Consider the following 23,547-nt stretch of genomic DNA (forward strand, 5'->3'; position numbering starts at 1 on the left):
GGCGATACCGAGGCCCTGCTCGACGAGGTAGTTCACGGTGGTCCGCCGCAGGAGCGCCGTGCACGCGCGTGGCCGGCCATCGAGACCTGGCTCACCGACGGTGAGACGTTCTTACGCCAGGCCCGCGTGAGCGCAGCTCACCGCCGCCCGGCACAACCGCGAAGGCAAGGTCATCTGAGCGGAGCAGCTGAGTGCAGCCCCTCCCACCGAGGTCTCGTCCGCTCTGGCGTACGTGCTGCACTCCCGCGTGCCCCCGCAAGCCCGCCACGGAGAACGGCACGATCAACAGGTGCCGTTGCCCGCTCATCCTCCGTCACAGCAGGCCATGCGTGCGGGCGTTGGCGATGAGCTGAGCCCGGTTGCGGGCGGCGAGCTTGTGCATCACTTCCCGGAGATAGCTCTTGACGGTGTTGACCGACAGGTTCAGCTCGTCGCCGATCTCCGAGTTGGTGTATCCGGCCGCGACCAGGCGCAGCACGTCGTACTCGCGCGCGGTGACGGGAGCCGCGGAGGCGGCGGGGCGATCGGCGCGGAAGGCGCCGGTGCGGGCCACGCTGCGGATCGCGTCGCGCACGGCCGTGCCGCCGGCGTCCTTGACAAGTAGTCCGCTGGCTCCAGCGGCCAACGTTGGTGCGACTGCGGCGTGTTCGGGGAAGGCGGTGAAGAGCAGGACGCGGCTGTCGGGACTGACCCGTCGCACCGCCGGGACGACGTCGGCGGCGAGGCGGTCGGGGAGGCGCAGGTCGAGCAGGACCACGTCGGGCTGTTCTCGCGCGCACAATTCGACGGCGGCGGCGCCTGTTTCGGCGTGGCCGACGACGGCCAGGTCGGTGTATCCGTTCAGCTGCGCAACGACGCCGTCGCGGACGACCGGGTGGTCGTCCACGATGACGATCCGCGTGGGCCGGCCCGTCAGCATGGCAGCTGCGCCCGCCATACCGTGCCGCCGTCCGGGTCGCAGAGGACGCGGACGGAGCCGCCCAGCCGGCCGAGGGCCTCGGCGGTCTTGGTCAGCCCCAGGCCCGGCTCGTGGTCCGGTGCCAGGCCGGTGCCGTCGTCGTGCACGGCGACGGTCAGCAGCCCGCCGCTGCGCCCGACCGACACGGTCACCGCGCTCGCGTGGGCGTGTTTCTCGACATTCAGCAGGGCCTCGCGGACCGCTGCCAGGAGCACGTCCGAGCGGGACGGGGGCAGCTCGGGCGGGTCCCCGTCCAGGACGACCAGTTCGGCCGGGATGCCGGTGCGGTCGGAGAAGGCGGTGCAGTCCGCGCGCAGGGCGACCCCGAGGGCCAGGGCGGCCGGGGAGGAGCGCAGCGTGCGCAGGGATTCGCGCAGGGCGGTGGTCGCGTCCGCGGCCTGGCTCCGGAGACGGTTCAGCCGTGCCCGCAGGTCGGGGTCGGTGCCCCCGGCTTCGGCGAGGTCGGCCATGCCGGACCCGATGGCGAACAGCAGTGCGCCGACGCTGTCGTGGAGGTCGGCTGCGAGCCGTTGTCGCTCCTCGTGGACGGCGAGCTCCCGGGTCAGGCGGGCGCGTTCGGCGATCGACAGGGCGAGGGCGGCCTGTGTGGCCACTGCCGAGACGCGTTCGACTTCGCGGTCGCCGAAGGTACCCTCCCGGCGGAGGCCGAGGGCGAGGACGCCAAGTGGCTCGCCGTCTCTGATCAGGGGGACGGCGAGGACTCTGCGGACGCCCTCGGCGGCAATGTGCCGGTCGAAGGTGTGCGTGATCTCGGCGCTGGAGAAGTAGTCGTTGACCCACTCGGCCTGTCCGGACCGGTGGACCTTGCCGGTCAGTCCGGCGCCCGGGGGCACCCGTAGAGCCCGCAGCATTCCGGTCCTGTCGCCGACCAGCTGCTCGATGGTCAGCTCCTGCATCGAGCCGGGCCCGGCAGCCCACGCCACCCGCGAATCGCCGGCGAGGAGCGCGAGGGCGCGGCGCAGGGCCTCCCCGCGGTCCAATGCCGCGAGGAGCTCCGCGTACTGCTCGCCGAGATGGTGCAGCGGGTAGTCCGGCATACCGTCATCAAACACCGCACGTCTCGTCCCTGTCACGGCTGGAACTGTTCGATCAGCTCACGTCGCATGATCTTGCCTGTGGACGTTCTGGGCAGGTCGTCGACGAAGCGGACCAGGCGCGGCCGTTTGTACGCGGCGAGTGACTCCCATGCGAAGGCGAGCACCTCGTCCTCGGTGGCGTGCACTCCCGGGGCGAGTACGACGTACGCGCACGCCAGCTCACCCTTGACCGGGTCCGGCACGGACCCTACCGCAACCATGGCGACCGCGGGATGCGTGGCGACGACCCGCTCGACGATCTCGGCCGGGTAGACGTTGTAACCCCCGTGATGATCATGTCCTTGCGGCGGTCGACGATGAAGAAGTGCCCGGTGTCGGTCGTGGAGGCGATGTCGCCGGTGTGCAGCCAGCCGTCCGGCTCGATGGTCTCGGCGGTGGCCTGCGGATCGCTGTGACAGCCGAGCATGACGATCGGGCTGCGCACCATGAGCTCACCAGGTTCACCGAGGGGAGCGTCGTGTGTGACGTCGTCCAGATCCGCGACGCGCACCTCCACACCGGGCAGGGACACGCCAATCGGTCCAGGGGACGGAAGGGGCATGCAGGGTATGGGTGGTGCCCAGGCCTGCGATCTCGGTCATCCCCCCACAGCTCGATCAGGGGGGTACCCGAGCGGGCCTGCCGTCGCCCGATTGTGGACAGCGCTATGGCCTGCCCGCCGACGGTGCAGCGGGTCAGCGACGACAGATCGGCTCTCTCCAGCGCGGCGTCGGCGAGCGTCGTCGCGTACATCGCGGGCATCCCTCGAACATCGTCGCGGAGTGCCGGCCGATCAGCCGCACCGCCTCGCCCAGGCTGAACCGCTCCATCAGCACCACGGTGGCCGCTGGCCGGGAAGGTGCCGTTGATCACCACGTTGCGGAGCGGGCAGCGCCGTCACCACCACGTCCGCGGAGGTACGGCTGTGCATGGTCTCGGTCAGCGCGCAGTTCAGCAAGACTGCCCGATGGCTCTGCTCCGCCCCTTGGGGTGCCCGGTGGTGCCGGATGTGTAGCCGATCGCGGAGGCCGCGGCCGGGTCCGGGGCGAAGGCGGGGAACGACGCGTCGGAGGCGAGCAACTCAGCGAAAAACGGCTCCCCGGAGCGGATCGTCAAACGCTACAACCATGCCCAGGCTCGGCAGGCTGCGAGTCAGTGCCAGGACGTCAGTCCCCTGCTCGGAGCTGGTGAACACCGCGGCGGCATTGCAGTCACCGAGCACGGACGCCAACTCCACGGGGTGAGCATGATGTTGACCGGATTGACCACGGCTCCCGCCTTGTAAGCGCTGTGTCCCGCACACCGCGTGCGGCCAGCGCCGCCGCGATGCGGTCGCTTGCCGCCTCGAGCTCAAGGAAAGTCATCATGCGGGCCGCCGTCACCAGGGCGACCTTGTCGCCGTGTCGTGCTGCCCCACGGCGCAGGATGCCTCCGGGTGAGACCGTGTCGTCCACCACGCACCTCCTCGTCGTCCGAGCCGAGGAGACCGCGGATCCGCGCGGCCCGCCACACCCGAATGGGTGTGCCGGGGCCGGTTCCCGCTTGAAAGAGTGCGGAGGATTCCCACTCGCACAGCGCAACATGAAGGAGGCCGGCACATGGACGTGACGGTCGAGTACGACGTCCCCGCCACCATGCGAGACGGCACCGTTCTGAGGGCCAACATCTACCGGCCCGCCTCGGGCGGTCCGTATCCGGTGCTGCTCGCCCGGCTGCCCTACGGAAAGAACTTCGCATTGGTGAGCGCCATGATGGACCCGCTCCGCCTGGCACGCGGTGGGTTCATCGTCGTCATCCAGGACACCCGGGGCCGTTTCGCCTCGGACGGCGAGTGGGAGCCGTGGACATACGAGGCCGATGACGGCTATGACACGGTCCGCTGGGCGGCCGCCCTGCCGGACACCAACGGCCGGGTCGGCATGATCGGCGGCAGCTATTTCGGCAACACCCAGTGGATGGCGGCGCTGTCCAAGCCCCCAGAGCTGCACGCCATCGCCCCCCAGATCACATTTTCCGAACCGAACGACGGGCTCTTCGCCCGTGGCGGGGCCATCGAGCTGGGCATCACCCTGCCGTGGTCGCTGATGCAGGGCATGGACACCGTGATGAAACGGCACGCCGACGACCCGGCCACCCTGGGGCCGGCGCTCGGGGCCCTGATCCACGACACGGACCGGACGGCCCCCTCCGGGTACTGGGAACTCCCGTCCGGTCGCCACCCCGCCTTCCAGCGTCACGGCATCCCGGACCTCGGCTTCGAACGCGCGCTGAACGATCCGGAGTGGAGTGCGGCCTGCCGGGTCGCGGGGCGCCAGGCGGAAGTCGACCTGCCCAGTCTGAACATCGGCGGCTGGTACGACATCTTCTGCCAGGGCACGCTGGACAACTACACCGAGAGCCGCGCGGCGGGACGGCCAGCGACCTTGATCATGGGACCCTGGACGCACATGAACCGCACAGGGCAGATCGGTGATGTCAACTTCGGGATGGCGGCGAGCGCCGATCTCCTCGGTTTTCGCGGCACACTGACCGACGTCCAGACCACGTGGTTCCGGAAGTGGCTCACCCCCGGCGCCGCGCCGTCGGGACCTGAGCTCCCGCCGGTTCTGCTGTTCGTGATGGGGAAGAACGAGTGGCGCGAGGAGCAGGAGTGGCCGCTCGCCCGTGCCGTGGACACGGACGTGTTCCTGCACCCGGACGGCGGGCTCGCGTTCGACGCTCCGGGACCCGACGGGGGCATCGAGACGTACGTCCATGATCCGGCTGATCCGGTGCCGACGGTCGGCGGCGCGACCCTGATGTCCAGCGAGTACCGATCGGGTCCGCTCGACCAGGCCCCCGTGGAGGCCCGGCCGGATGTCCTGGTGTACACCAGCGAGCCCCTCGCCGAGGACCTTGAAGTCACAGGCCGGGTCCGCGCCTTCGTCCACGCCGCGACCGATGCCCCTTCAACGGACTGGGTGGTCCGGCTCTGCGACGTCGACTCCCAGGGCGTGTCCCTCAACGTCGTCGACGGAATCACACGGGTGAAGACCACACCCGGTGAATTCGCCGAACACGTCGTCGACCTGTGGTCGACCAGCTATGTCTTCCGTGCCGGTCACCGTCTGCGCGTCCACGTCACCTCCAGCAACTTCCCACGCTGGGACCGCAACCTCAGCACCGGCGCGTCCCCTGACAGCGGAACGGACTTCCACCCGGCACGCCAGGAGATCGCGCACGACGCGGCACGGCCCTCACGCATCGTTCTCCCCGTCGTCCGGCCTTGACGCTCTCCCCGTGAAGGAAGGGGGGATGCACAGATCACCGCGTTCTGGCCGCCGAATACTCGGAGAACGAGCAGATCAGGCGACAGTCACATGATCGGCCGTGCTGGCTCGTTCTACGGTCCGTGCGGGCGGTCGCGTGATCACCGACTGGTGATCGACCGGATACGGAAGTACTCGAGCTGCCGGACGGCCCTGCGGCGATTCCCGCTTGCCGCAGGGCCGCCCGCCGCGCGCAGGTAAGCGGTGCAGAAGCCGCCCCGGCGCGTGTCTCCCGTTGTGGACGCGGTGCGGCAAGGATGACGGGCTATGACGATCGTGTTCCGGGTCCCTGCCGGCGGTGCGGAGCGGGTGGGGTTCGCCTACTCGCCGACGATGGAAGCCGTACTGAGTCTCCATGTGCTGGTGGAGCCCAAGCACCACCCCGTCCAGCACGGCTGGGTGCGGGCGATGCGCAAGCTGTCCCCGGCGCTGAAGCGGGAGATCGAAGCCTTCTCCTACGCGGTGCGCTCGTACTTCCCCGAGTTCCTCTTTCCGCAGCCGACCGGCCGACTGGCGGACTTCGAAGACGAACTGGCCGGCCTGCGCAGGGCGGATCCGGAACTGGTCCGCCTGGAGTTCGCCGTCCCCCTGCTCACGCCCTGGCCGGGCGGCGGCGAGGGCAGAGATCTGCAGGTGCTGCACAAACCGGAAGTACGCCGCCTGCTGCGCGAGCGCCTCGCACGGGAAAGCGACGAAGCCATGGCCACGATGCTCCTCGACGACCCCCGCGCGCTGCTCGAACGGTTCCTGAGCATGCTGGAGCGCTACTGGCGGGAGGCCTTCGAGGAAGAATGGGCACGGCTGGAACCCGAACTCGCCGCCGGCGTCAGTGAGGCCGGACGCCAGATCGAGGAACGTGGCCTCTACGGGATGCTGCGCGGGCTGTGGCCCGAAGTGCGCAGCGATCCGCGCGCTGAACGCTTCTGGCTGGAGCGACCGCACGGCCACGAGGTCACCATCGGCCCGGACAACACCCTCGTCCTCGCCCCCAGCGCCTATGTGTGGCCGCACGTACGCGTCAACTGCGACGGTCCCTGGCCCCTCGGGCTCGTCTTCCCCCTCTCCTCGATCGTCCGGGAAGCCCGCCCGAGAATTCCCCCCACCCAGCTCGTCGGCACGTTGCGGGCGCTCGCCGACGACACCCGGCTGCGCGCCCTCAGGCTGCTGGCCGAACGCCCGCGCAGCACACAGGAGTTGGCCCCGCTCGTCGGCGTCAGCGAGGCCTCCCTGTCCAAGCACCTGCGGGTGCTGGCGGACGCGGGCCTGCTGGAGCGCCGCCGCGAGGGCTACTACGTCCTGTACCGGCTGGTGCCCGAACAGGTGACGGGCCTGACCCCCAGCCTGGAAAGCTTCCTGCACGGCGATGGCGAGACGACCGGGTCCGACTGATTAGCCATCTGCCTAATAAGTGGATCATGCCCCCGACGGGACCCGACAGTGGCCGCATGTCACTGCTGAAGGACCGCAACTTCCTGCTTCTCTTCGCCGGCCAGGGCATCTCACGCTTCGGCGACGGCCTGTACACCGCCGCGACCGCGTGGCTGGCGTGGTCTCTGACGAAGGACCCCACGGCCGTCGCCGTGGTGAGCGTCTCCGCGTTCGCGCCCGCGTTCGTGGCCACCTTCGTCGTCGCCTCGTACGCCGACCGCCGCGACCGCCGGAAGCTGATGATCGCCACCGACCTGGCGCGGGTCGCCGTGGTGGCCGTGGCTTCGGTCCTGCTCTCCCTCGACCTGCTGAACCTGCCCCTGCTCGTGGCGACCACGGCACTGCTGGCGCTGATCGGCGCCCCGTTCGCCCCGGCCCGCAACGCCATCGTCCCGCAGATCGTGCCGGACGACCGCCTCCAGCAGGCCAACGGACTGCTGCAAGTCGCCTTCCGGGCCGCCTTCTTCGTCGGCCCGCTGATGCTCGCGCCGCTGCTGGCCCTCGGCTCGCTGCAGCCGGCGCTGGTGGTCAACGGGCTGACCTTCCTCGGCTCGGCGGCCGCCGTGGCAGCCATCCGCGTGACCCGCCCCGCCGCGACCAGCGGGCAGACCGGGCTGTGGTCCGATCTCAGCGCCGGGCTGAGGGCCGTGCGGGCCGCTCCCGATGTACTCGTCGTCATCGTGACCTTCGTGCTCGCCCTCACCCTGACCAACGGTTTCCTGACCGTCGGGCTTGTCGCGGTCGTGGGACAGGGCGGCCAGTACGGCCTGCTGCTCGGCGTCGCCGGGGTCGCCGAAGTGGTGGGCGCCCTGCTCCTGGCCGGCCTGCGCATCCGCAGACTCGCACTGGCCGCCGTGCTGGCGTGGGCCCTGCTCGGGATCTTCCGGGCTCCGCTGGGAACGGTCACCTCCCATGCCGTGGCGGCCGTTCTCCTGACCGCCACGGGGCTGGCCTCGGCCCTCACGGACATTCCCTTGATCGCACTGGTGCAGCAGCGCATACCGAGCCATCATCTGGCGAAGGCGCTCGGCCTGTGGGAGGCCGGGGTCGCAGGAGCCCTGGCGATCTCCCCCTTCGTGGCCTCGACCGCTATCACCCTCGCCGGAGCCGAGAACGCCTTCCTGCTCTCGGGAGCCGCCGTTGTCGTCCTGGCCGTGACCGCCGCGCTCACCCTCGCATGCGTCGGCGTACGGCAGCCCGGTCAGGAGCCCTTCGTCACGGCCGACGGCACGGCAGGCGTTGCGGGGCCCGACGAGACAGCGGTCAGCGCGGCCAAGCCGGAGTGACTGCGCGGATCAGCTCAGGACGCTGAGGACCGGCCGCCAGTGGTGCGAGGCACTGTCCACGGCGCATAAGCGGATACCAGTCGGCCCTGCGCCGCCGCCTGCTGGAGCTGTCGGTCCATGTGTGGTGGCGCACCCCTACCGGCAGCAGGCCGGGACCGCGCAGCAGGCAGCGCTGCGCTTCTCGGCGCGGGGGCTGGAACCAGGGACTTGGTAGGTGGACAGCCCGCACGGCGACGACCGGCGAGCGGCTGGATGCACTCCGGCCGACATAGCGCTGACGCTGCCGGACGGGCAGGAGTTCTCTCTGGTAGATGCTGTGGCACGAGGCAGATCTAGTGGGGTTGCTACAGCTCAGCGCCAGGCTCTCTGACGCCAGCAACCGCAACAGGGGTTGCACGATCGCTGTTTCGGGTGATGCGCCAACACGAGAGCGCACCTGCTCCGGCGTCGGGAATCGCCCGACCATGGTGGGTGAAGATGCCCCAGCAACACGACGATCATTCCGCACAGATGGATGTCGCCCGGCGGCGTATCCGGGAGCTGACGGCAGGCCGCTGGGTTGCCCATCTTCTCTCGGCACTGTCCCGCGGCCTGCCTCAGACGTCGGCCCCGGAGTGCTTCTGCCGGGTCGGCTGGGCAGGGGCAGCCGAACCTGGGCGAAGTAGCCGGTTGAGGTTGCCGGCTGCCGTGGTGAGGCGTTCGGTGGTCCAGGTCCCGGGGTGTTCGAGGGTGCTGAGCATGGCGCCGCGGGAGACGAGGTAGATCAGGTCGGCTGCTGCCCAGGGGTCGGGGATGCCTGCGGCTTCCGCGGCCGCGCCGAGTTCGCGGTGCCATGCGTCGAGGGTGTGGTGGACGACGGCGAGGTCTTCCGGCGCCGGCTTCGCTTCGGTGAGGAGGTGCAGGAGGAGGGCGGCGACGGCTTCCGGGCTACCAGCCCAGACACGCCCGGCCCGACAAGGACCAGACGCTATAACGCCAAGGTCAGTAACGGACGCCTTGAATACCTCTGCGGATCCGCCCTCGGGTTCCGCAACCGGCCAACTACATCGCCAGATCAATCCTGGAGGCCGGCGGGTTCAGAACACAGCTCCGCCCTCGGGATTACCAGGCGGGCATCATCGGCGCGGGGTAGCGGTCGCCGACCGCGCCGTTCGGCAGGAGCGAGCCGATCAGATCCAGCCCTTCGGGGTGAAGGTGAGGTGCGCGGCGGCGACGTTCTCGGCCACGCGCTGTGCGCTGCGGGTGCCGGGGATCGGCACGATGTCCTGGCCTTGGGCCAGCAGCCAGCCGAGGGCCACCTGCGCCACTGTGCAGCCCTTCCACTCGGCGATCGCGCCCAGGTCACGGACCAGTGCCTGGTTGGTTTCGTAGTTGCCGGGCTGCCAGCGCGGGTCGTGGGCGCGCAGGTCGTTCGGCGGGCAGTCGGCGGCAGGTGTGGCTGTCCCGGTCAGGAAGCCGCGGCCGAGTGGGGAGCAGGCGACGAAGCCGATGCCCAGCTCGCGGACTGTCGGCAGCACCTCGGCCTCGACGGAGCGTTCGAACAGGGAGTACTCAGTCTGCAAGACCGAAACCGGGTGAACAGCGTGGGCGCGGCGGATGGTGTCCGGGTCGGCTTCGGACAGGCCGAAGAAGCGCACCTTGCCTTCGGCCACGAGCTCTCCGACGGTGCCGGCGACGTCCTCGATCGGCACGTTGGGGTCGACGCGGTGTTGGTAGAGGACATCGATGTGGTCGGTGCCCAGGTGCCGCAGGCTTGCCTCTGCGACCGCACGGATGCGCTCAGGTCGGCTGTCGAAGGCGCGGCCGAAGCGGCTCATGTCGGTCAGGTCGTAGCCGAACTTGGTGGCCAGGACCACCTCGTCGCGGAAGTCCTTGACCGCCCGCCCCAGCAGTTGCTCGCTCGTGCCGCTGCCCAGCCCGTACAGTTCGGCGGTGTCGAAGTGGGTGACGCCGAGCTCGTACGCGCGGCGGATGGCGGCGATCCCGCCATCGGGTCGGCCGAGCCGTATCCCATGGTCATGCCCATCGTGCCCAGGCCCAGTGCTGAAGAGGTCAAGCCCTGCGAGCCGAGCGAGCGGACCGGCATGGCGTGCTGTGCGTTCATGCCCGTGACGCTAGGGCGCCACGTATCCGCAGGTCATTGGGCAACGTTCGCATATGATTGCCTGATCGTCTCACCATCGCGGCCGGTGCGAAGCCCATCGCGCGCAGCCCGTCGAGGAGGGTCCCCGGGTCGGCCTGGGTGGCGTCCTGATCACCCGCGCCGACGCCCACCGCACCCCACGTGGAACGCGGACCGAGCAGTCGAGGGAACCGATGCTGAACCGTCTCGCCCAGGCGATCACCGACCACCGCGACGGCCCGTGGACCACCACCGCAGTGCCCCGGTTGACGCTGGTCGCGACCGACGAGTTGCTGCCGCCCAGCCGTCTGCTGTACGAGCCGATGGTGAGCTTCGTCGCCGCCGGCGCCAAGCGCACCGTCGCGGGTTCGCACAGCTGGAGCGTGCCCGGCGGCCGGATGCTGCTGAACACCGTGCGACTGCCGGTCACCGCGATCTTTGAACAGGTGCCCTACCCGCTCCGCGGTCCTGGCGCTGGACAAGCAGATCCTTGCCGGGCTACTGCTGGAACTCGGCCCCACCGCACCGCCCCCGGCTGCCGAGCCCGCCTGGCGGGCCACGGCCGGCATGTCCGCTGAATTGATCGACGCCGTGATCCGTCTGGTGCGCCTTCTGGATGCCCCGAACGACATCCCGGCTCTGGCACCGCGCGTCGAAGGCGAGATCATCTACCGGCTGCTGACCGGCCCGCTCGGCCCGGCGCTGCGCCAGGCCGCGGATACCCCGAGCACTCGGATCCGCGGCGTCATCGCCTGGCTCGGTGACCGCATCACCGAGCCGGTGAACATCGACCAGATCGCCGCCGAGGCCGGTATGAGCCCGGCGACCCTCCACCGGCATTTCACGGCTGCGACCGGTATGAGCCCGCTGCGCTATCAGAAACATCTGCGGCTGCTGTCGGCCAGGCGCCAGCTGTTGGCCGGCGACGTCACCGCCGCGCAGGTCGCCCACACCGTGGGATACACCAGCGCGACCCAGTTCAGCCGCGAATACCGGGCCTTCTACGGACTGCCGCCGGTTCGGGACATCACCCGCCTGCGCGCCGGTACTACCTCGACCGCCCCCGCACCTCCTTCGTGAAGCCACAGGCGGGCACCGAACCGGTCGGCGTATTGGCGGCCGTGCGCGGTAACGCACGATCAACGAACCTTGCGCTCACCCTGGCTTCGCCCTCCCGGCGCCGGAGAAGCCGCTCTACCCCTGCCTCGGCACTGCCGGGCTGTCCATCATGCGCCTGACGACGTGGCCGAGACCGTCGGCCACGGCTGTCAGCTGCTCTTGGGTGAGCCCATCGAACAGCAGCTTTCGTACCAGGTCGACGTGGCCTGGGGCGGCGCGGACCAACAGGGAGCGGCCCGCGTCGGTCAGACAGGCGTAGACAGCCCGGACATCGTCCGTGCACGAGCGGCGCCGCACCAGTCCCGCCTTCTCCATCTGAGTGACCTGGTAGGTGAGACCGCTCTTCGAGTTGTAAAGGGCGCTGGCGAGCTCTGTCATACGGAGCTCGCCCTCTGGAGCGTCGCTGAGTCGAACCAGGACCTCGTACTGCAGATGCGAGATCCCCGCATCCTCCTTGAGCTGTTGGTCAAGGCGCCGGTTCAGGAGCGCGCCGGCCGCGACAAAGGCCTGCCAAGCCCGCGCCTCTTCCTCGTTCAGCCACTTCGGTCGGCTCATGGGCGGATACTACCAGGTTGTTCAAATTCGAATAATCAAGTACCTTCAGGCTAGTTCGAATTTGCACTAACCGTGAAGGAGCATGTCATGTTTGCGGAAGCTCCCGGGCGGCTGCCGGCCCTCTACGTCTCCCATGGCGCGCCCACTCTCATCGATGACCCACTCTGGCCCGACCAGCTTGCCGCCTGGTCCGCCGATCTGCCCCGCCCCGAGTCGATCCTCATGATCTCCGCGCACTGGGAGGACGCCCCACTCGCGATCGGCGCCACCCGGACCGTGCCGCTGACCTACGACTTCTGGGGCTTCCCGGAGCGCTACTACCGGGAGACCTACGCGGCACCGGGCGCACCGGAGCTCGCCGACAAGGTGCGAAAACTGCTGCAGGGGCCGGACATGCCGGTCCGTGACGTACCAGAGCGGGGTCTCGACCACGGCGCCTACGTTCCGCTCAAGGAGATGTACCCGGACGCCGACATCCCTGTACTGCAGATCTCGATGCCCACGCTGGATCCGCGGCAGTTGATGGAGGTCGGCCGCCGGCTGGCACCGCTGCGGGACGAGGGCACTCTGATCGTGGGGAGCGGCTTCTTCACCCACAACCTCAGCGCCCTGGACTACGGCAACAACGTCTCCTCCGTGATGGCGGAATTCGACGACTGGGGCCGCCGGGCACTCGACGCAGGCGACCTGGACGCGCTCCTCGACTTCGAGCACAAGGCTCCGGGCGCCCACTACGCACACCCGCGCACCGATCACTTCGCTCCTCTATTCGTCACCCTGGGAGCCGGCCACGAAGAGCTCGCGGCCCAGCGCACCGTCATCGACGGCTTCTGGGTCGGCATGGCGAAGCGATCGATCCAGATCGGCTGACGCCCCCTCGCTCCGACCTCACGACGCCTTTCGCGCTACAAGGAATCACCTTCATGAAAACGATCGCGATCGTCGGTGCGGGCCCCGGACTGGGCCGCTCCATCGCCAGGCGATTCGGAACAGCCGGTCACCGGGTGGCCGTGCTGGGCCGCACCCCCGAGAACCTGGACAGGCTGACAGCCGAACTCCGCGCACTCGACATCACCACGCGCGGCTATCGCGCCGACGTCACCAGGCCTTCCGCCCTGGCCGATGCCCTCCACGATGCGGACTCGGACCTGGGAGGCATCGATGTCCTGGTGTACAACCCGGCTCACGCCAAGCTCCCGTCGATCCCCGCCGACCGCATCACGCCCGATGACGTCCGGTCCGAGGTCGAGCAGAAGGTCCTCGGCGCCGTCACCGCCGTGAACACGGTGCTGCCCGGGATGCTCAAGCGCGGACGGGGTTCCCTGCTGTTCACCGTCGGCTCCTCGGCCCTCTACCCAGTGCCTGCCATCAGCGCCGTGGGAATCGCCTCGGCGGGGCTGCGCAGTTACGCCCTGAGCCTTCACCACGCGCTCGCGCCGCAGGGTGTCCACGTCGGCGTGGCCGTAATCGACTTGTTCATCAGCCGGGGGGACGGAGAGGCCGATCCGGACCACATCGCCGAGCGGCTCTACGAGTTTCACCGGGGCGACAGCGGCGCAGAAATGAAGATCGGGCATCTGCGCGAGCCACGGCCCTGAAGTCCCGCCCGAAGCTCGTGTCCGTGGGAAGACCAGCGGCAGCGCACGGCGTCGGCTGCCTGCAACCCTCCGTCTGCGGCGTGTCCGCCGGCGGAATCCGAGGAACGCCCCGGACGGGACCCATGTGAGGCCTTCGCCGAAACCGCGGGCCCCGGCACGGCCGTGGCCTCACGCCGCCCCTTTGATGAAACCAGCGCGCTGAACCTCCGCAGGCCAGTTCCCAGGGAACTTTGCAATCGCCCTGCTTCAACAACCCGAGGAACGCCTGCCACCGCTAACGATCACGGATCCGGTGCTGGATCTTCCCGTTGGCCAGATCCAGCACACCGAGCAGGTGCCGAACACCGTGGGCGCGGTGGCAGGTCGCCCGCAACCGCCTTGGCCTGTGCCGGGGCAACCAGCCCTGACCAGCGCGGGGTTGCAGGTTCAACGGCCCGAACCCAGCGACACAGACCACCCGTCCGTAGGCAGGTCGGTGGCCGTAAAGGTCGAGGATGCGGTTCATTTTGGCGCTGAACTCGGGATCGGTGCCGGCTTTCCAGGTCTTGACTGCGTGCCACGACACCCCCTCGGCTTTCAAGATCAGCCTTACTCCGCCGTCGGCGCCGCTGCCGAGAGCACAGCGGCACAAGCCCAGGGGCGATTTCAGCTTCTTCACCCGGACGCCGACGACCGCTGGCTGTGGCTGCACGGAACCCTCCCCTCGGCCCGCGAGCGGATCGCGGCTGCCCTGGGCGGGCCGCAGGACATCGAGAACGTCGCCGCGATCGTACGGAGGAACAGCAAGGCCGACGAGATCGAGCGGCGCCTCGTCGATGGGCGCTGCGTCGCGCCAGCCAGCCGCACGCCGCAGGAATGGCTGGCCAGCCCGGCCGGTGCGGCGGTCGACGCGGAACCGCTTGCCCACATCATCGACCACCCCCGGAACGGAAGCGCCTGGCGCCCCACACCGCGCCGCCCGCTGGCCGGCCTGCGCGTACTCGACCTCACCCGGGTGTTCGCCGCCCCTACCGGCACCCGTTTCGTGGCCGCGCCCGGCGCCGAAGTGCCCGACGCTGTCATTACATGCGCCGTGGGCACCCGTTGGTGGGAGGGCTGGTCCAGGACCGTCCCAACCATGCCCACCTCCCGCTACACTCTTCACCGCCAAGCCGTTGACCAGGAGAAAAACAGGATTCCGGCTGGAGTACTAGGCGAGCCCGTCCGCCACGACGGCGAGGGCCGCGCGCATGGTCGCTGTGAGCTCGGCTTCCGCTGTGGCCGCGTCCGTCGCGCCGTCGGCGACACGCCAGGCGTAGTACTCGATGGCCGCGCGCAGGGCCGCGTTGACCATGGCCGCCTGGATGGTGGGCACGAGGGCGTCCGCGGGCAGCCCGGAGCGTTCGGCGAGGGCGCGGGCGAACGCCGGTTCGGCCGCGTCATATGACTGCAGCCATTCCGCGCGCAGACCTGGTTCACTGCGGGTCAGTCTTACCAGGGAGCAGATGGTGGCGCGGTCCGGGCCGTGCACGAGGCGGTTGTCCGTCGGCAGGACGCTGCCGAAGACGTCCTCCAGCGGCCGATCGGGGCGCCAGCGGCGCAGTACGTCGGCGATCGCTTCGATGCCGGCCGCGAACAGCGGTCGCACGCACGCCTCCTTGCTCGGGAAGTAACGCCACACCGTGCGCGCCGAGACCCCGACCGCCTGCCCGATCTGCTCGCCCGTGGTCGCGGCCACCCCCTGGGCGGCGAACAGGTCCACCGCGGCGCGGGCAATCTCCAGTCTGATCTCGGCCTTGCGCTCCTTGCTCAGGGGCGGCCGTCCCGTGCGTCCCCCTGCGGTCATCTGTCCCTCCGGTGCCGGTGGCTACTGCACCGCGATTCTCCCCCGAGGAGCCGGAACGACAAGAAAGAACCCCTGCCCCGACTTTATGTCATTCAGAGACATTAAGTCGTATGGTGTGACTGCACCGGGCGCCGAGCGCCCTCGGAACCACCTGATAGGAGCACCACATGAACAGCGGACTCGACGAGCGCAGCGTCATCGTCACCGGCGCGGGATCAGGGATCGGGCGTGCCGCCGCCCTGGCTTTCGCGAAGGAGGGCGCCCGGGTCGTGGTCGCCGACCTGAACGCCGAGAGCGCAGACACGGCGGTCAAGGAGATCGAGGCGGTCGGCGGTACGGCGGTGGCCGTCACCGGCGACCTCAGCGAGCAGTCGGTGGTGGACCAGGTGGTCGCGACCGCGGTGGAGCGGTTCGGCGGGATAGACGTCCTGGTGAACAACGCCGGGATCATGGACCGGATGTCGGCACTTGCGGACGTGACCGACACCGAGTGGGAGCGGGTCATACGGGTCAACCTCACCGCGCCGTTCCTGCTCACCCGGGCGGTGCTGCCGCACATGCTGGCGGCGGGCCGCGGCGCGATCGTCAGCACCGCCTCCGAGGCCAGTCTGCGCGGCAGCTCGGCCGGTGCCGCCTACACGGCCTCGAAGCACGGCATCGTCGGCCTGACCAAGAGCCTGGCCGTGATGTACCGCAACCAGGGCATCCGGGCCAACGCGATAGCGCCGGGCGGCACCAAGACCGGGATCCAGGTGGACGTGGAGGACGGCGCGCACGGACCGGCCGCGCTCGCGCCCTACTCCAGCAACGTGGGCCAGCTCTCCGAACCCGAGGAGCAGGCCGCCGCGATCGTCTTCCTGGCATCGGACGCGGCCAGCAACATCAACGGCGCGATCCTGCCGGTGGACAACGGCTGGGCGGCCGTCTGACCGCCCCGGTTCCTCCAGGGCCGGGCAGACGGTCACCCGCCGCCCGGCCAACCGGGCCTCCGGCCGCTCCCCCTCCGCCTGCACCGCCGCACGGACGCCGCCGCACGGTCCTCGATGGGCTCGGCCCGGGTCCTTGAACAGGGCAGCACGCCATGACACGAGTTCGCGAAAGGGCCGCTTCCGTGGTGGTGCCGAAGCCTGCGTAGTGGACATTGAGATCGAAGCCCGCGCCGGCCCATTTGGCGGCATCACCGACGACGTCCGTGACACCGAGGGAGCGGGCCCTGTCCCCGCACAGCCCGTGGCAGCGCGGCACCAACGAGAACACCAACCGGCTGCTTCGACAGCACCTGCCCAAGGGCGCGGACCTCCGCGCCTTCAGCCAGGCCGACCTGGACGCCATCGCCTACGAGCTCACCCATCGCCCGCGCAAGACACATGGCTGTCGAACACCGGCAGATGTCGACGCTGACCTCCTGAACAGCGGTGGTGCGCTGACCGCTTGAGCTGGCCATCGTTTGACGACAGGCGCGCCTTGGGGATCGGCAAGGATGTCGCGCGGAACCTGGCCCGCCAGGGCGCGACGGTTGTACTGCACGGCCGCGACCAGGCGCGGGGCGAGGCCGTGGCGAAGGAGATCCCGTGCGGCCGTGCCGGTGATCGGCGGCTGATCTCCGAGATCGTCTGGTTCCTGGGCGAGGGGCCGCCGACGAAGCCGGAGAACGCCGATATTGGTGACAGCGTCAGCCGCCCGAGCGGGAACGAGCCGATCTCGTCCACTCGCTCCAGCCTTTGGGAGAACGCGGTGCCCATCGTCCTCGTGGGCGGTCGGCGCAGCCGCTCCAACTCGGAGAACCTGCGGTCCTTCCGGTGTCATCAACGCGCCGCACGCCATCTCAGTCGGGGAGCCCTTGAGCCGCTGTCAACACGGCGGTGCGGAGCACCTCCGACAGTCCCGCACTTTCATTCTGGCCCGGCTCGGCTCGGCCATCGCGCTCCCGCCATGCGTAATGCTCCGCGGCCACGCGCAGGGCAGCGTTGATCGTCGCGGCTTGGATCCTGATGTGCAGGTCATCAGCGTCACAACCTGCGCGCGCGGCGAGGATTTCGGCGAGCTGACCGTCGTACGCGTGGTACGTCTGGAGCCATACGGCCTTCAGTCCCGGCTCGGTGCGGGTGAGGCGGATGAGGTCCAGACTCGCGGCGATGTCGGGCTCGTCCATCAGGACGTCGCCGTCTTCCCAGTCGTTCACGGCCTCGCGCAGGGTTTGCCCCGACGGCCATGTGCGCAGTCGCCGGGTGACCGCTTCGGCCCCCGCTGCCAGTAAGGGCTGGACGCAATTTTCCTTGCTGGGGAAGTACCGCCGCAGTGTGCGCGTCGAGATGCCGACGGCTTCCGCGATCTCGTCGGCCGAGGTCGCGGCGACGCCCTTGCTCGTGAACAGTCGCACTGTCTCGCGGGCGATCTCCATCCTCGTTTCGGCCTTGCGCCGTTCCGTCAGTGGCGGACGGCCCGTTCTCCGCTCCGCGTCCGGCGCGCCTCGTCGGCTTGTCGCCGTGTCGCCGCACTTCACGTCACCCGTCTCCGCTCATCCCCACCATCTGGCCGAAAGTAATGCTATGTCATCCAGGGACTTCATGTCCCGTCCGGACTTACTGTCCGCTTAGGCCAATAACTCGTAGACTGCTTCCCATGGCGCCTGGGTGACGGCCTACCGCCGACAGCACGCTGTGCGCCGCAGTGAACAAGCCAGCCATGACAGTTGAGGTGATACGCCTATGCCTATGCGGGTAGAAGTCGACGCTCCCAAATGCGTCGCCTCGGGGCAGTGCGTCCTGCTCGCCCCGGAGATCTTCGACCAGCAGGAGGAAGACGGCCTCGTCATCCTCCTGGACGAGTCCCCGGCACCCGACCACCATGACGCCGTGAGGGAGTCGGCGGCGGTGTGCCCGGCCGCGGCGATACGGCTGACCGAATCGTGAACTCCTTCAACCGGATCGCGATCGTCGGAGCCTCGGCCGCCGGGCTCGCCGCGGCAGGGACGCTGCGGCGGGAGGGATACGAGGGCGCGATCACGTTCGTCGGCGACGAACTCCTGCCGCCGTACGACAGGCCGCCGTTGTCGAAGGAGGTCCTGTCGGGATCGTGGGCCGCCGACCGGCTCCCGCTGCGCCCGGCGCCCGATCTGGAAGCCCTGCGACTGGAGCTGTGCCTCGGCGTCGCCGCAACCGGACTGGACCTGAGCGGCCGCACGGTGTCGCTGGCCGACGGCTCCGAGGTGGGCTTCGACGGCCTCATCGTGGCCACAGGTGTACGGCCGCGCCGGCTACCCGGCGAGCGGGCACACGTGCTGCGCGCTCTGGACGACGCGCTCGCTCTGCGGGAGCGCATCCGGCCCGGCTGTCACCTGGCCGTGGTCGGAGCGGGATTCCTCGGATCCGAGGCCGCCTCAGTGGCCCGCGGCCTGGGCGCGAGGGTGACCCTGTTGGAACCGGCCTCCGTGCCCTTGGCCCACGCGGTGGGCGAGGACGTCGGACGCGTACTCTCCTCCCTCCACGACGAGCACGGCGTGGACCTGCGCACCGGAGTGACAGTCGCCGAGGTCGTCTCCGGTGGCGTACGCCTCGGCGACGGCAGCGTGCTCAGAGCCGACGAAGTACTCCTGGCCATCGGCTCCCACCCCAACACCGAATGGCTGGAGGGCAGCGGCCTGACCATCGGCGACGGCCTGGTGTGCGACGAGTTCAGTGCCGCTGCCCCTGGCGTGTACGGAGCCGGCGACGTGGCCTCGTGGCACAACCCCCTGTTCGGCACGCGGATGCGCGTCGAGCACCGCACGAACGCCGCCGAACAGGGTATGGCCGCCGCCCGCAACCTGCTCAACCCGCAGGCGCGCAAGCCCTTCGCGCCGGTGCCGTACTTCTGGTCCGACCAGTACGGCATGAAGATCCAGGCCCACGGCTACCTGCGCGGACACGACGAGGTCACCGTCGTGGAGGGCGACCTGGCTTCCCGCCGGTTCGTCGCCGCCTACCGCAGAGGCGACCGCCTCACCGGAGTCCTCGGCGTCGGTATGCCGCCGAAGGTGGTCCGGGCATGGCGGCAGTCCGTCGCCCTGCGCGCCGCCTGGCGCGACGCCGTGGAGGCGGCCCGGACGCCCTGACGCGCCGCGCCGCCTCACCCACATCCCATGAAGAAAGGAATCCCCATGTCGGAAACCCTGCCCGAGCGCCGTTCGATCCCCATTCAGCGGGCGAAAGGCTGCCCGTTCGACCCGCCCCCCGAGCTCAAGGAGCTCCGGGAGAAGGAGCCGGTGTGCCCGGTCACCATGCCGGACGGCACCGACGGATGGCTGCTCACAGGCTACGACGACGTCTACGCGACCCTGCGCAACCACGAGACCTTCAGCTCCCGCGGTGAACTGCGCACCTCGGCCATCGGAACCATGCTCTCCGCACGCAGGCCCGCCGGCCCCGGCAACATGAACCCTATGGACCCGCCGGACCACACCCGCCTGCGCCGCAAGCTCCAGGGCAAGTTCACCACCAAGCGGGTCGCCCAGCTCGCCGATGCCGTCACCCGGATCGTCGACCAGCGCCTCGACGAGATGGAGCGCGTGGGGCCCCCGGTCGACCTGGTCGAGACGTACGCCCTGCCCATCCCCTCACTGGTCATCTGCGAACTCCTCGGCGTGCCCTATGGGGACCACGCGGAGTTCCAGTCCCGTAGCGCCGCCCTGCTGAAAATGGGCAGCACCGCGGAAGAGTATGCCTCGGCGAACCAGGAGCTCCTGGACTTCGTCCACGAACTGGCCCGTCACAAGCGCGCCCAGCCGACGGACGACATACTCAGCGAACTCGCCCAGGACGAGGAGCTCTCCCTGGAGGAGACGGCCGCCCTCGGCATGAGCCTGCTCGTGGCCGGTCACGAGACCACCGCCACCATGATCACCCTGTCCACCTTCGCCCTGCTCCAGCACCCCGACCAACTGGCACTGCTGCGCGAAGACCCGGCCGGCCGGATCGACAACGCGGTCGAGGAACTGCTCCGCTACCTGACCATCCCGCAGTACGGCCTGGAACGCGCCGCTCTGGAAGACGTCGAGGTCCGCGGACGGCAGATCAAAAAGGGCGATGTGGTGATCCCCGCCCTGTTCGCGGCCAACCGTGACCCGGAGCGCTTCGAGGACCCCGACACCCTCGACATCGGCCGCCGCTCCGCCAACGCTCACCTGGCCTTCAGCTTCGGCATCCATCAGTGCCTCGGCCAGCAACTGGCCCGTGTCGAGCTGCGCATCGCGATTCCCGCGCTCCTCGAACGGTTCCCGACGCTGCGTCTGGACGCTCCCGCGGACGAGATCGAGATGCGGACGAACAGCTTCGTGTACGGCGTCACCGCTCTTCCGGTGGCCTGGTGACCGAATCCACCCAGAGGCGACAGCAGCTCCTTGTTCCCCTGCCGCCGTCACACAAGGGGCACCCTCTGTTCCCGTCCGCCCCGCCACCGTCCGGCTGCTGAGCGTCACCACGCCCGCACCACCGCCGGTCGCTCACCTATCCCGGGACTCACCTCCGCCGAACCGACAACGATTCCGGCCCCACAGCGCGCGGTGGGGCCGGAACCCGGCACCGCCGTGGCCGGTGAGAAAGCCACGGATGGTTTTGGGCCAGCGAGGCCGGAGAGCTGTGCGGCGAGAAGGCGGTGGTGTCGGCGCCCGTACTGTCCAGCGGGCATGGCGGGACTCCGTTGCTGGTTGGCCGGCGGCGCTGGCCGGTGTCCGGGGATGGGGTATGTCAGGACGGAGGGGCCCCATGGTGGCGGACGCGTTGATGCCATGGCCGACGACGAGGCCGACCCGTGCGCCGGGCAACGAAATCACGTCGAACCGGTAGCCGCCCACCTCGGCGTCGCCGCCCGACGTTCGATAGCGGGCGGCCATCTCCACCGTGGCGTGGGAGATCTGGGTCGGGGGCAGCAGGGCGCGCTGAAGTGCCAGCGCGATGCCGCGTTCGCGCGTGTACCGGCGGGCGTTGTCCACGTGGTTGGCTGGAGCCGGTCCATATGGGCGGTGCGAGGCGTAATGCCGCAGCCAGGCAACCGGCCGTCAGGTGGTCGTGGCCGTAGTCCCCGTCCTCTGTGGAACCCGCCCCCCGGCTCACCGACGGGCACCGCAGGAGGGGCTTTCTCCATCCGCCGAGGCAGCCCCTCGTGTCCTTGGGGTTGTTTATCCGACGGCGTCACCGGCGACGTAGCGGGCGTTGCGGTCGACCGAGTGGTAGATGTCGGCGGCGATGGGACGGCGGAGTTCCTCGGCGAGGTGGCCGAGGAGTCCGGCCGAGCGGGCCAGGAGAGCGAAGCCGCGCAGCAACTCGGCGGGGAGGCGGAGGTCGGCGAGTGCGGCACCGCACACGCCGGCGCCGTTGAGGGGCAGGGTCCGGCCGAGGATCTCGGGTGCCATGCGGCCGAGGGCCTCGAACAGGGCGAGGTGGGGGCCGTAAACCCCTTCCTCGCGTGCGATGCGGATGATCACCGCTGTACGCGGGTCGCGTTCCTTGTGCACGGGGTGGCCGAGGCCGGGCACGAACCGTTTGGTCGCCTTGCGTTCGGCCAGTGCCTTGCCGGCCAGGGCGTCCCACTCCTCGGTGGTGACCGGGAGCGGGTCTCCCGCAGCAGTGATCACCTCGTCGAGGAAGAGGCCGGTGTCCTCGGTGACACCGAGGAAGCGGGAGCCGCCACCGAGCAGGCCGGCGGCCATGGCTCCCTGGATCGACTCCGGTGCGGACAGCAGGGTCAGACGGGCGGCAATGGCGGTGGGGGTGAAGCCATGGTCGGCCAGCGCGACCAACACTGTCTCGAAGAGCCGTACCTCGCCCGCGCTGGGGCGGCGCTGGGCGGCGAGCCAGAAGGCGAGTTCGCCGAAGCCGACCTGGCCCATCAGGTCGTTCGCCAGGTCATGGCCGAGCAGTCTGATGGTGGTGGCATCCGATGTGCCGAGTCCGGTCGGGTACTGGGGCTGTCCGGCAGTCACTGGTCCACGTCCTTGTCCGCCGCGAGCCAGGCCCGCAGCTCGTCGCCGTGCTGGTCGAGGTCGGGGGGAGGAAGGATGTGCCGTGGCGCGGTGGCACTGAAGGTGATCGGGTTGCGGATCATCGGTATCGCCTGCGGTCCTGAGCCGACGGTGACCACCGGGTCGAGCCCCAGCTCCTTGGCGAGGGCAACACCGCCGTCCACGTGGTTGATCGGTCCGCACGGGATGCCGGCCTCGGACAGTTTCTTGAACCACTCGTCCGCCGGGCGCTCCTTCAGCTTGGCGACCAGGAGGGGGCCCAGCTGTTCGCGGTTGCGGGTGCGGGCCTCGTTGCCGGCGAAGCGGGGGTCCTCGGGCAGCTCGTCCAGGCCGAGTTCGGCGCAGAGTCTGCGGAACTGGCCGTCATTGCCTGCGATGACGATGAGGTCCTTGTCCGCCGTGGGCAGCGGCTCGTAGGGGAACAGGCTGGGGTGTGCGTTGCCCATCCGGTGCGGGACGACGTCGCCGGCCACGTAGGCGGAGGTGTGGTTCACCAGTCCGGACAGCGCTGAGGACAGGAGATTGACCTCCACGTGCTGCCCGGCCCCGGTCGCGTTGCGGTGGTTCAGGGCAGCCAGGATGCCGATGGCGGCGTGCATCCCCGTCATGACGTCGAACACCGAGATCCCCGCCCGATACGGCGGGCCGTCCGCGTCTCCGGTCAGGCTCATCAGGCCCGATGCCGCTTGGACCAGGAGGTCGTAGCCGGGCAGGGACGCCCCACCCGTGGTGCCGAACCCGCTGATCGAGGCGTAGACCAGCCCCGGGTTGTCGGCGCTGACCGTGTCGTAGTCCAGGCCGAAGCGCGTCAGGCCGCCGGGCTTGAAGTTCTCGATCATGACGTCGGCGCGCGAGACAAGTTCCCTGGCCAGGCGCAGGTCCCCGGGGCTCTTGAGGTCCAGGGCGATGGACCGCTTGTTGCGGTTGATGCCGAGGTAATAGGTCGAGACCTCGTCCCGGACCGGCGGCACCCAGGTGCGCGTGTCGTCACCGACGGGCGATTCCACCTTGATCACCTCGGCACCCATGTCCCCGAGCAGCATGGTGGCGTACGGCCCGGCGAGGATGCGGGAGAAGTCGGCGATCAGCAGCCCGTCGAGGGCTCCAACTGTGTCGGTCATCGGGCGACACCCTTCAACATGTCCGCCATACGGACGACTGTCCGACAGTTTGGGTTCCTGATACAGCCAGTGTCAACCGCCCACCTCCATGTGGAAGGTATGCCGCCCGCCGCGTGAGGGTTGAGGTAACCGT

21 protein-coding genes and 4 pseudogenes are annotated in these 23,547 nt (G+C 69.6%); 12 read left to right on the plus strand and 13 right to left on the minus strand.

Annotated features, from left to right (window positions below):
* Positions 1-313: 313 nt before the first annotated feature.
* Genes POF73_RS28255 through POF73_RS28270 form a run of 4 tightly spaced genes read right to left on the minus strand, consistent with a single transcriptional unit; the run spans position 314 to position 2,587 of the window.
* Entirely contained in the window at positions 314-937 is a 624-nt protein-coding gene (locus POF73_RS28255) for a response regulator transcription factor (RefSeq protein ID WP_218968985.1), read from the minus strand.
* Complete coding sequence (locus POF73_RS28260) at positions 913-2,016, minus strand: GAF domain-containing sensor histidine kinase (RefSeq protein ID WP_272121030.1); 1,104 nt, start codon at positions 2,014-2,016, stop codon at positions 913-915. Before POF73_RS28260 ends, POF73_RS28255 begins: the two co-directional genes overlap by 25 nt.
* 32 nt (positions 2,017-2,048) lie before the next feature.
* Complete coding sequence (locus POF73_RS28265; protein WP_272121032.1) at positions 2,049-2,258, minus strand: AMP-binding enzyme; 210 nt, start codon at positions 2,256-2,258, stop codon at positions 2,049-2,051.
* Between the two features lie 5 nt (positions 2,259-2,263).
* Positions 2,264-2,587: an AMP-binding protein gene (locus tag POF73_RS28270; protein ID WP_272121033.1), complete on the minus strand. Its 324-nt coding sequence runs from the start codon at positions 2,585-2,587 to the stop codon at positions 2,264-2,266.
* 1,066 nt (positions 2,588-3,653) lie between these two features.
* Between POF73_RS28270 and POF73_RS28275 the strand changes: the two genes are divergently transcribed.
* The 3 genes from POF73_RS28275 to POF73_RS28285 all read left to right on the plus strand — a co-directional run bounded on the left by POF73_RS28275 (position 3,654) and on the right by POF73_RS28285 (position 8,077).
* Entirely contained in the window at positions 3,654-5,324 is a 1,671-nt protein-coding gene (locus POF73_RS28275) for a CocE/NonD family hydrolase (RefSeq protein ID WP_272121035.1), read from the plus strand.
* 306 nt (positions 5,325-5,630) lie between these two features.
* Complete coding sequence (locus POF73_RS28280) at positions 5,631-6,752, plus strand: ArsR/SmtB family transcription factor (RefSeq protein WP_272121037.1); 1,122 nt, start codon at positions 5,631-5,633, stop codon at positions 6,750-6,752.
* Between the two features lie 56 nt (positions 6,753-6,808).
* Positions 6,809-8,077 carry an MFS transporter gene (locus tag POF73_RS28285; protein WP_272121039.1) on the plus strand — a complete coding sequence of 423 codons (1,269 nt, stop codon included), beginning with the start codon at positions 6,809-6,811 and terminating at the stop codon, positions 8,075-8,077.
* A gap of 596 nt (positions 8,078-8,673) precedes the next feature.
* Here POF73_RS28285 and POF73_RS28290 read toward each other — a convergent pair.
* Positions 8,674-9,135, minus strand: a complete 462-nt coding sequence (locus POF73_RS28290; RefSeq protein WP_272121199.1) for a hypothetical protein — start codon at positions 9,133-9,135, stop codon at positions 8,674-8,676.
* A gap of 43 nt (positions 9,136-9,178) precedes the next feature.
* Positions 9,179-10,163 (minus strand): annotated as a pseudogene (locus POF73_RS28295) (aldo/keto reductase).
* 230 nt (positions 10,164-10,393) lie between these two features.
* Between POF73_RS28295 and POF73_RS28300 the strand changes: the two are divergent.
* Together POF73_RS28300 and POF73_RS28305 are read left to right on the plus strand one after the other, a co-directional pair.
* Positions 10,394-10,838: pseudogene (locus tag POF73_RS28300) on the plus strand (AraC family transcriptional regulator); the annotation flags it as partial.
* A gap of 174 nt (positions 10,839-11,012) precedes the next feature.
* Positions 11,013-11,279 carry a helix-turn-helix transcriptional regulator gene (locus POF73_RS28305; RefSeq protein WP_272121195.1) on the plus strand — a complete coding sequence of 89 codons (267 nt, stop codon included), beginning with the start codon at positions 11,013-11,015 and terminating at the stop codon, positions 11,277-11,279.
* A gap of 114 nt (positions 11,280-11,393) precedes the next feature.
* Here the strand turns inward: POF73_RS28305 and POF73_RS28310 are convergent, their stop codons facing one another.
* Complete coding sequence (locus POF73_RS28310) at positions 11,394-11,873, minus strand: MarR family winged helix-turn-helix transcriptional regulator (protein WP_272121041.1); 480 nt, start codon at positions 11,871-11,873, stop codon at positions 11,394-11,396.
* Between the two features lie 87 nt (positions 11,874-11,960).
* Here POF73_RS28310 and POF73_RS28315 point away from each other — a divergent pair, with 87 nt between their 5' ends.
* Entirely contained in the window at positions 11,961-12,743 is a 783-nt protein-coding gene (locus tag POF73_RS28315) for a dioxygenase family protein (protein WP_272121043.1), read from the plus strand.
* 53 nt (positions 12,744-12,796) lie between these two features.
* Positions 12,797-13,471, plus strand: a complete 675-nt coding sequence (locus tag POF73_RS28320; protein WP_272121046.1) for an SDR family NAD(P)-dependent oxidoreductase — start codon at positions 12,797-12,799, stop codon at positions 13,469-13,471.
* A 274-nt stretch (positions 13,472-13,745) separates the two neighbouring features.
* Here POF73_RS28320 and POF73_RS28325 read toward each other — a convergent pair whose 3' ends face one another.
* Both POF73_RS28325 and POF73_RS28330 read right to left on the minus strand, forming a co-directional pair.
* Positions 13,746-14,390, minus strand: a complete 645-nt coding sequence (locus POF73_RS28325; RefSeq protein ID WP_272121048.1) for a hypothetical protein — start codon at positions 14,388-14,390, stop codon at positions 13,746-13,748.
* 270 nt (positions 14,391-14,660) lie between these two features.
* Positions 14,661-15,296, minus strand: coding sequence for a TetR/AcrR family transcriptional regulator (locus POF73_RS28330; RefSeq protein ID WP_272121050.1), 636 nt, complete (start codon positions 15,294-15,296; stop codon positions 14,661-14,663).
* Between the two features lie 167 nt (positions 15,297-15,463).
* Here POF73_RS28330 and POF73_RS28335 point away from each other — a divergent pair, with 167 nt between their 5' ends.
* Together POF73_RS28335 and POF73_RS28340 are read left to right on the plus strand one after the other, a co-directional pair.
* Positions 15,464-16,225: an SDR family NAD(P)-dependent oxidoreductase gene (locus tag POF73_RS28335; protein ID WP_272121052.1), complete on the plus strand. Its 762-nt coding sequence runs from the start codon at positions 15,464-15,466 to the stop codon at positions 16,223-16,225.
* Between the two features lie 290 nt (positions 16,226-16,515).
* A pseudogene (locus tag POF73_RS28340) lies at positions 16,516-16,731 on the plus strand (transposase); the annotation flags it as partial.
* 390 nt (positions 16,732-17,121) lie between these two features.
* Here POF73_RS28340 and POF73_RS28345 read toward each other — a convergent pair.
* Positions 17,122-17,697: a TetR/AcrR family transcriptional regulator gene (locus tag POF73_RS28345; RefSeq protein WP_272121054.1), complete on the minus strand. Its 576-nt coding sequence runs from the start codon at positions 17,695-17,697 to the stop codon at positions 17,122-17,124.
* Positions 17,698-18,010: 313 nt separating this feature from the next.
* Here POF73_RS28345 and POF73_RS28350 point away from each other — a divergent pair, with 313 nt between their 5' ends.
* Genes POF73_RS28350 through POF73_RS28360 form a run of 3 tightly spaced genes read left to right on the plus strand, consistent with a single transcriptional unit; the run spans position 18,011 to position 20,643 of the window.
* Positions 18,011-18,208: a ferredoxin gene (locus POF73_RS28350; RefSeq protein WP_272121056.1), complete on the plus strand. Its 198-nt coding sequence runs from the start codon at positions 18,011-18,013 to the stop codon at positions 18,206-18,208.
* On the plus strand, positions 18,205-19,389 hold the full coding sequence (locus tag POF73_RS28355; RefSeq protein WP_272121058.1) for an NAD(P)/FAD-dependent oxidoreductase: 1,185 nt from the start codon (positions 18,205-18,207) through the stop codon (positions 19,387-19,389). Before POF73_RS28350 ends, POF73_RS28355 begins: the two co-directional genes overlap by 4 nt.
* Positions 19,390-19,434: 45 nt before the next feature.
* The gene (locus POF73_RS28360) at positions 19,435-20,643 is read left to right on the plus strand and encodes a cytochrome P450 (RefSeq protein ID WP_272121060.1); all 1,209 of its coding nucleotides are present in this window, start codon (positions 19,435-19,437) and stop codon (positions 20,641-20,643) included.
* Positions 20,644-21,024: 381 nt separating this feature from the next.
* Here the strand turns inward: POF73_RS28360 and POF73_RS28365 are convergent.
* The 3 genes and pseudogenes from POF73_RS28365 to POF73_RS28375 form a co-directional block, all read right to left on the minus strand.
* Positions 21,025-21,264, minus strand: a pseudogene (locus tag POF73_RS28365) (PAS sensor protein); the annotation flags it as partial.
* Positions 21,265-21,450: 186 nt separating this feature from the next.
* Complete coding sequence (locus POF73_RS28370) at positions 21,451-22,254, minus strand: citryl-CoA lyase (protein ID WP_272121062.1); 804 nt, start codon at positions 22,252-22,254, stop codon at positions 21,451-21,453.
* Complete coding sequence (locus POF73_RS28375) at positions 22,251-23,414, minus strand: CaiB/BaiF CoA transferase family protein (RefSeq protein ID WP_272121064.1); 1,164 nt, start codon at positions 23,412-23,414, stop codon at positions 22,251-22,253. The genes POF73_RS28370 and POF73_RS28375 overlap by 4 nt, the downstream gene beginning before the upstream one ends.
* Positions 23,415-23,547: the final 133 nt, after the last annotated feature.

The sequence above is a fragment of the Streptomyces sp. HD genome (genome assembly GCF_028369295.1).
GTDB lineage: Bacteria > Actinomycetota > Actinomycetes > Streptomycetales > Streptomycetaceae > Streptomyces.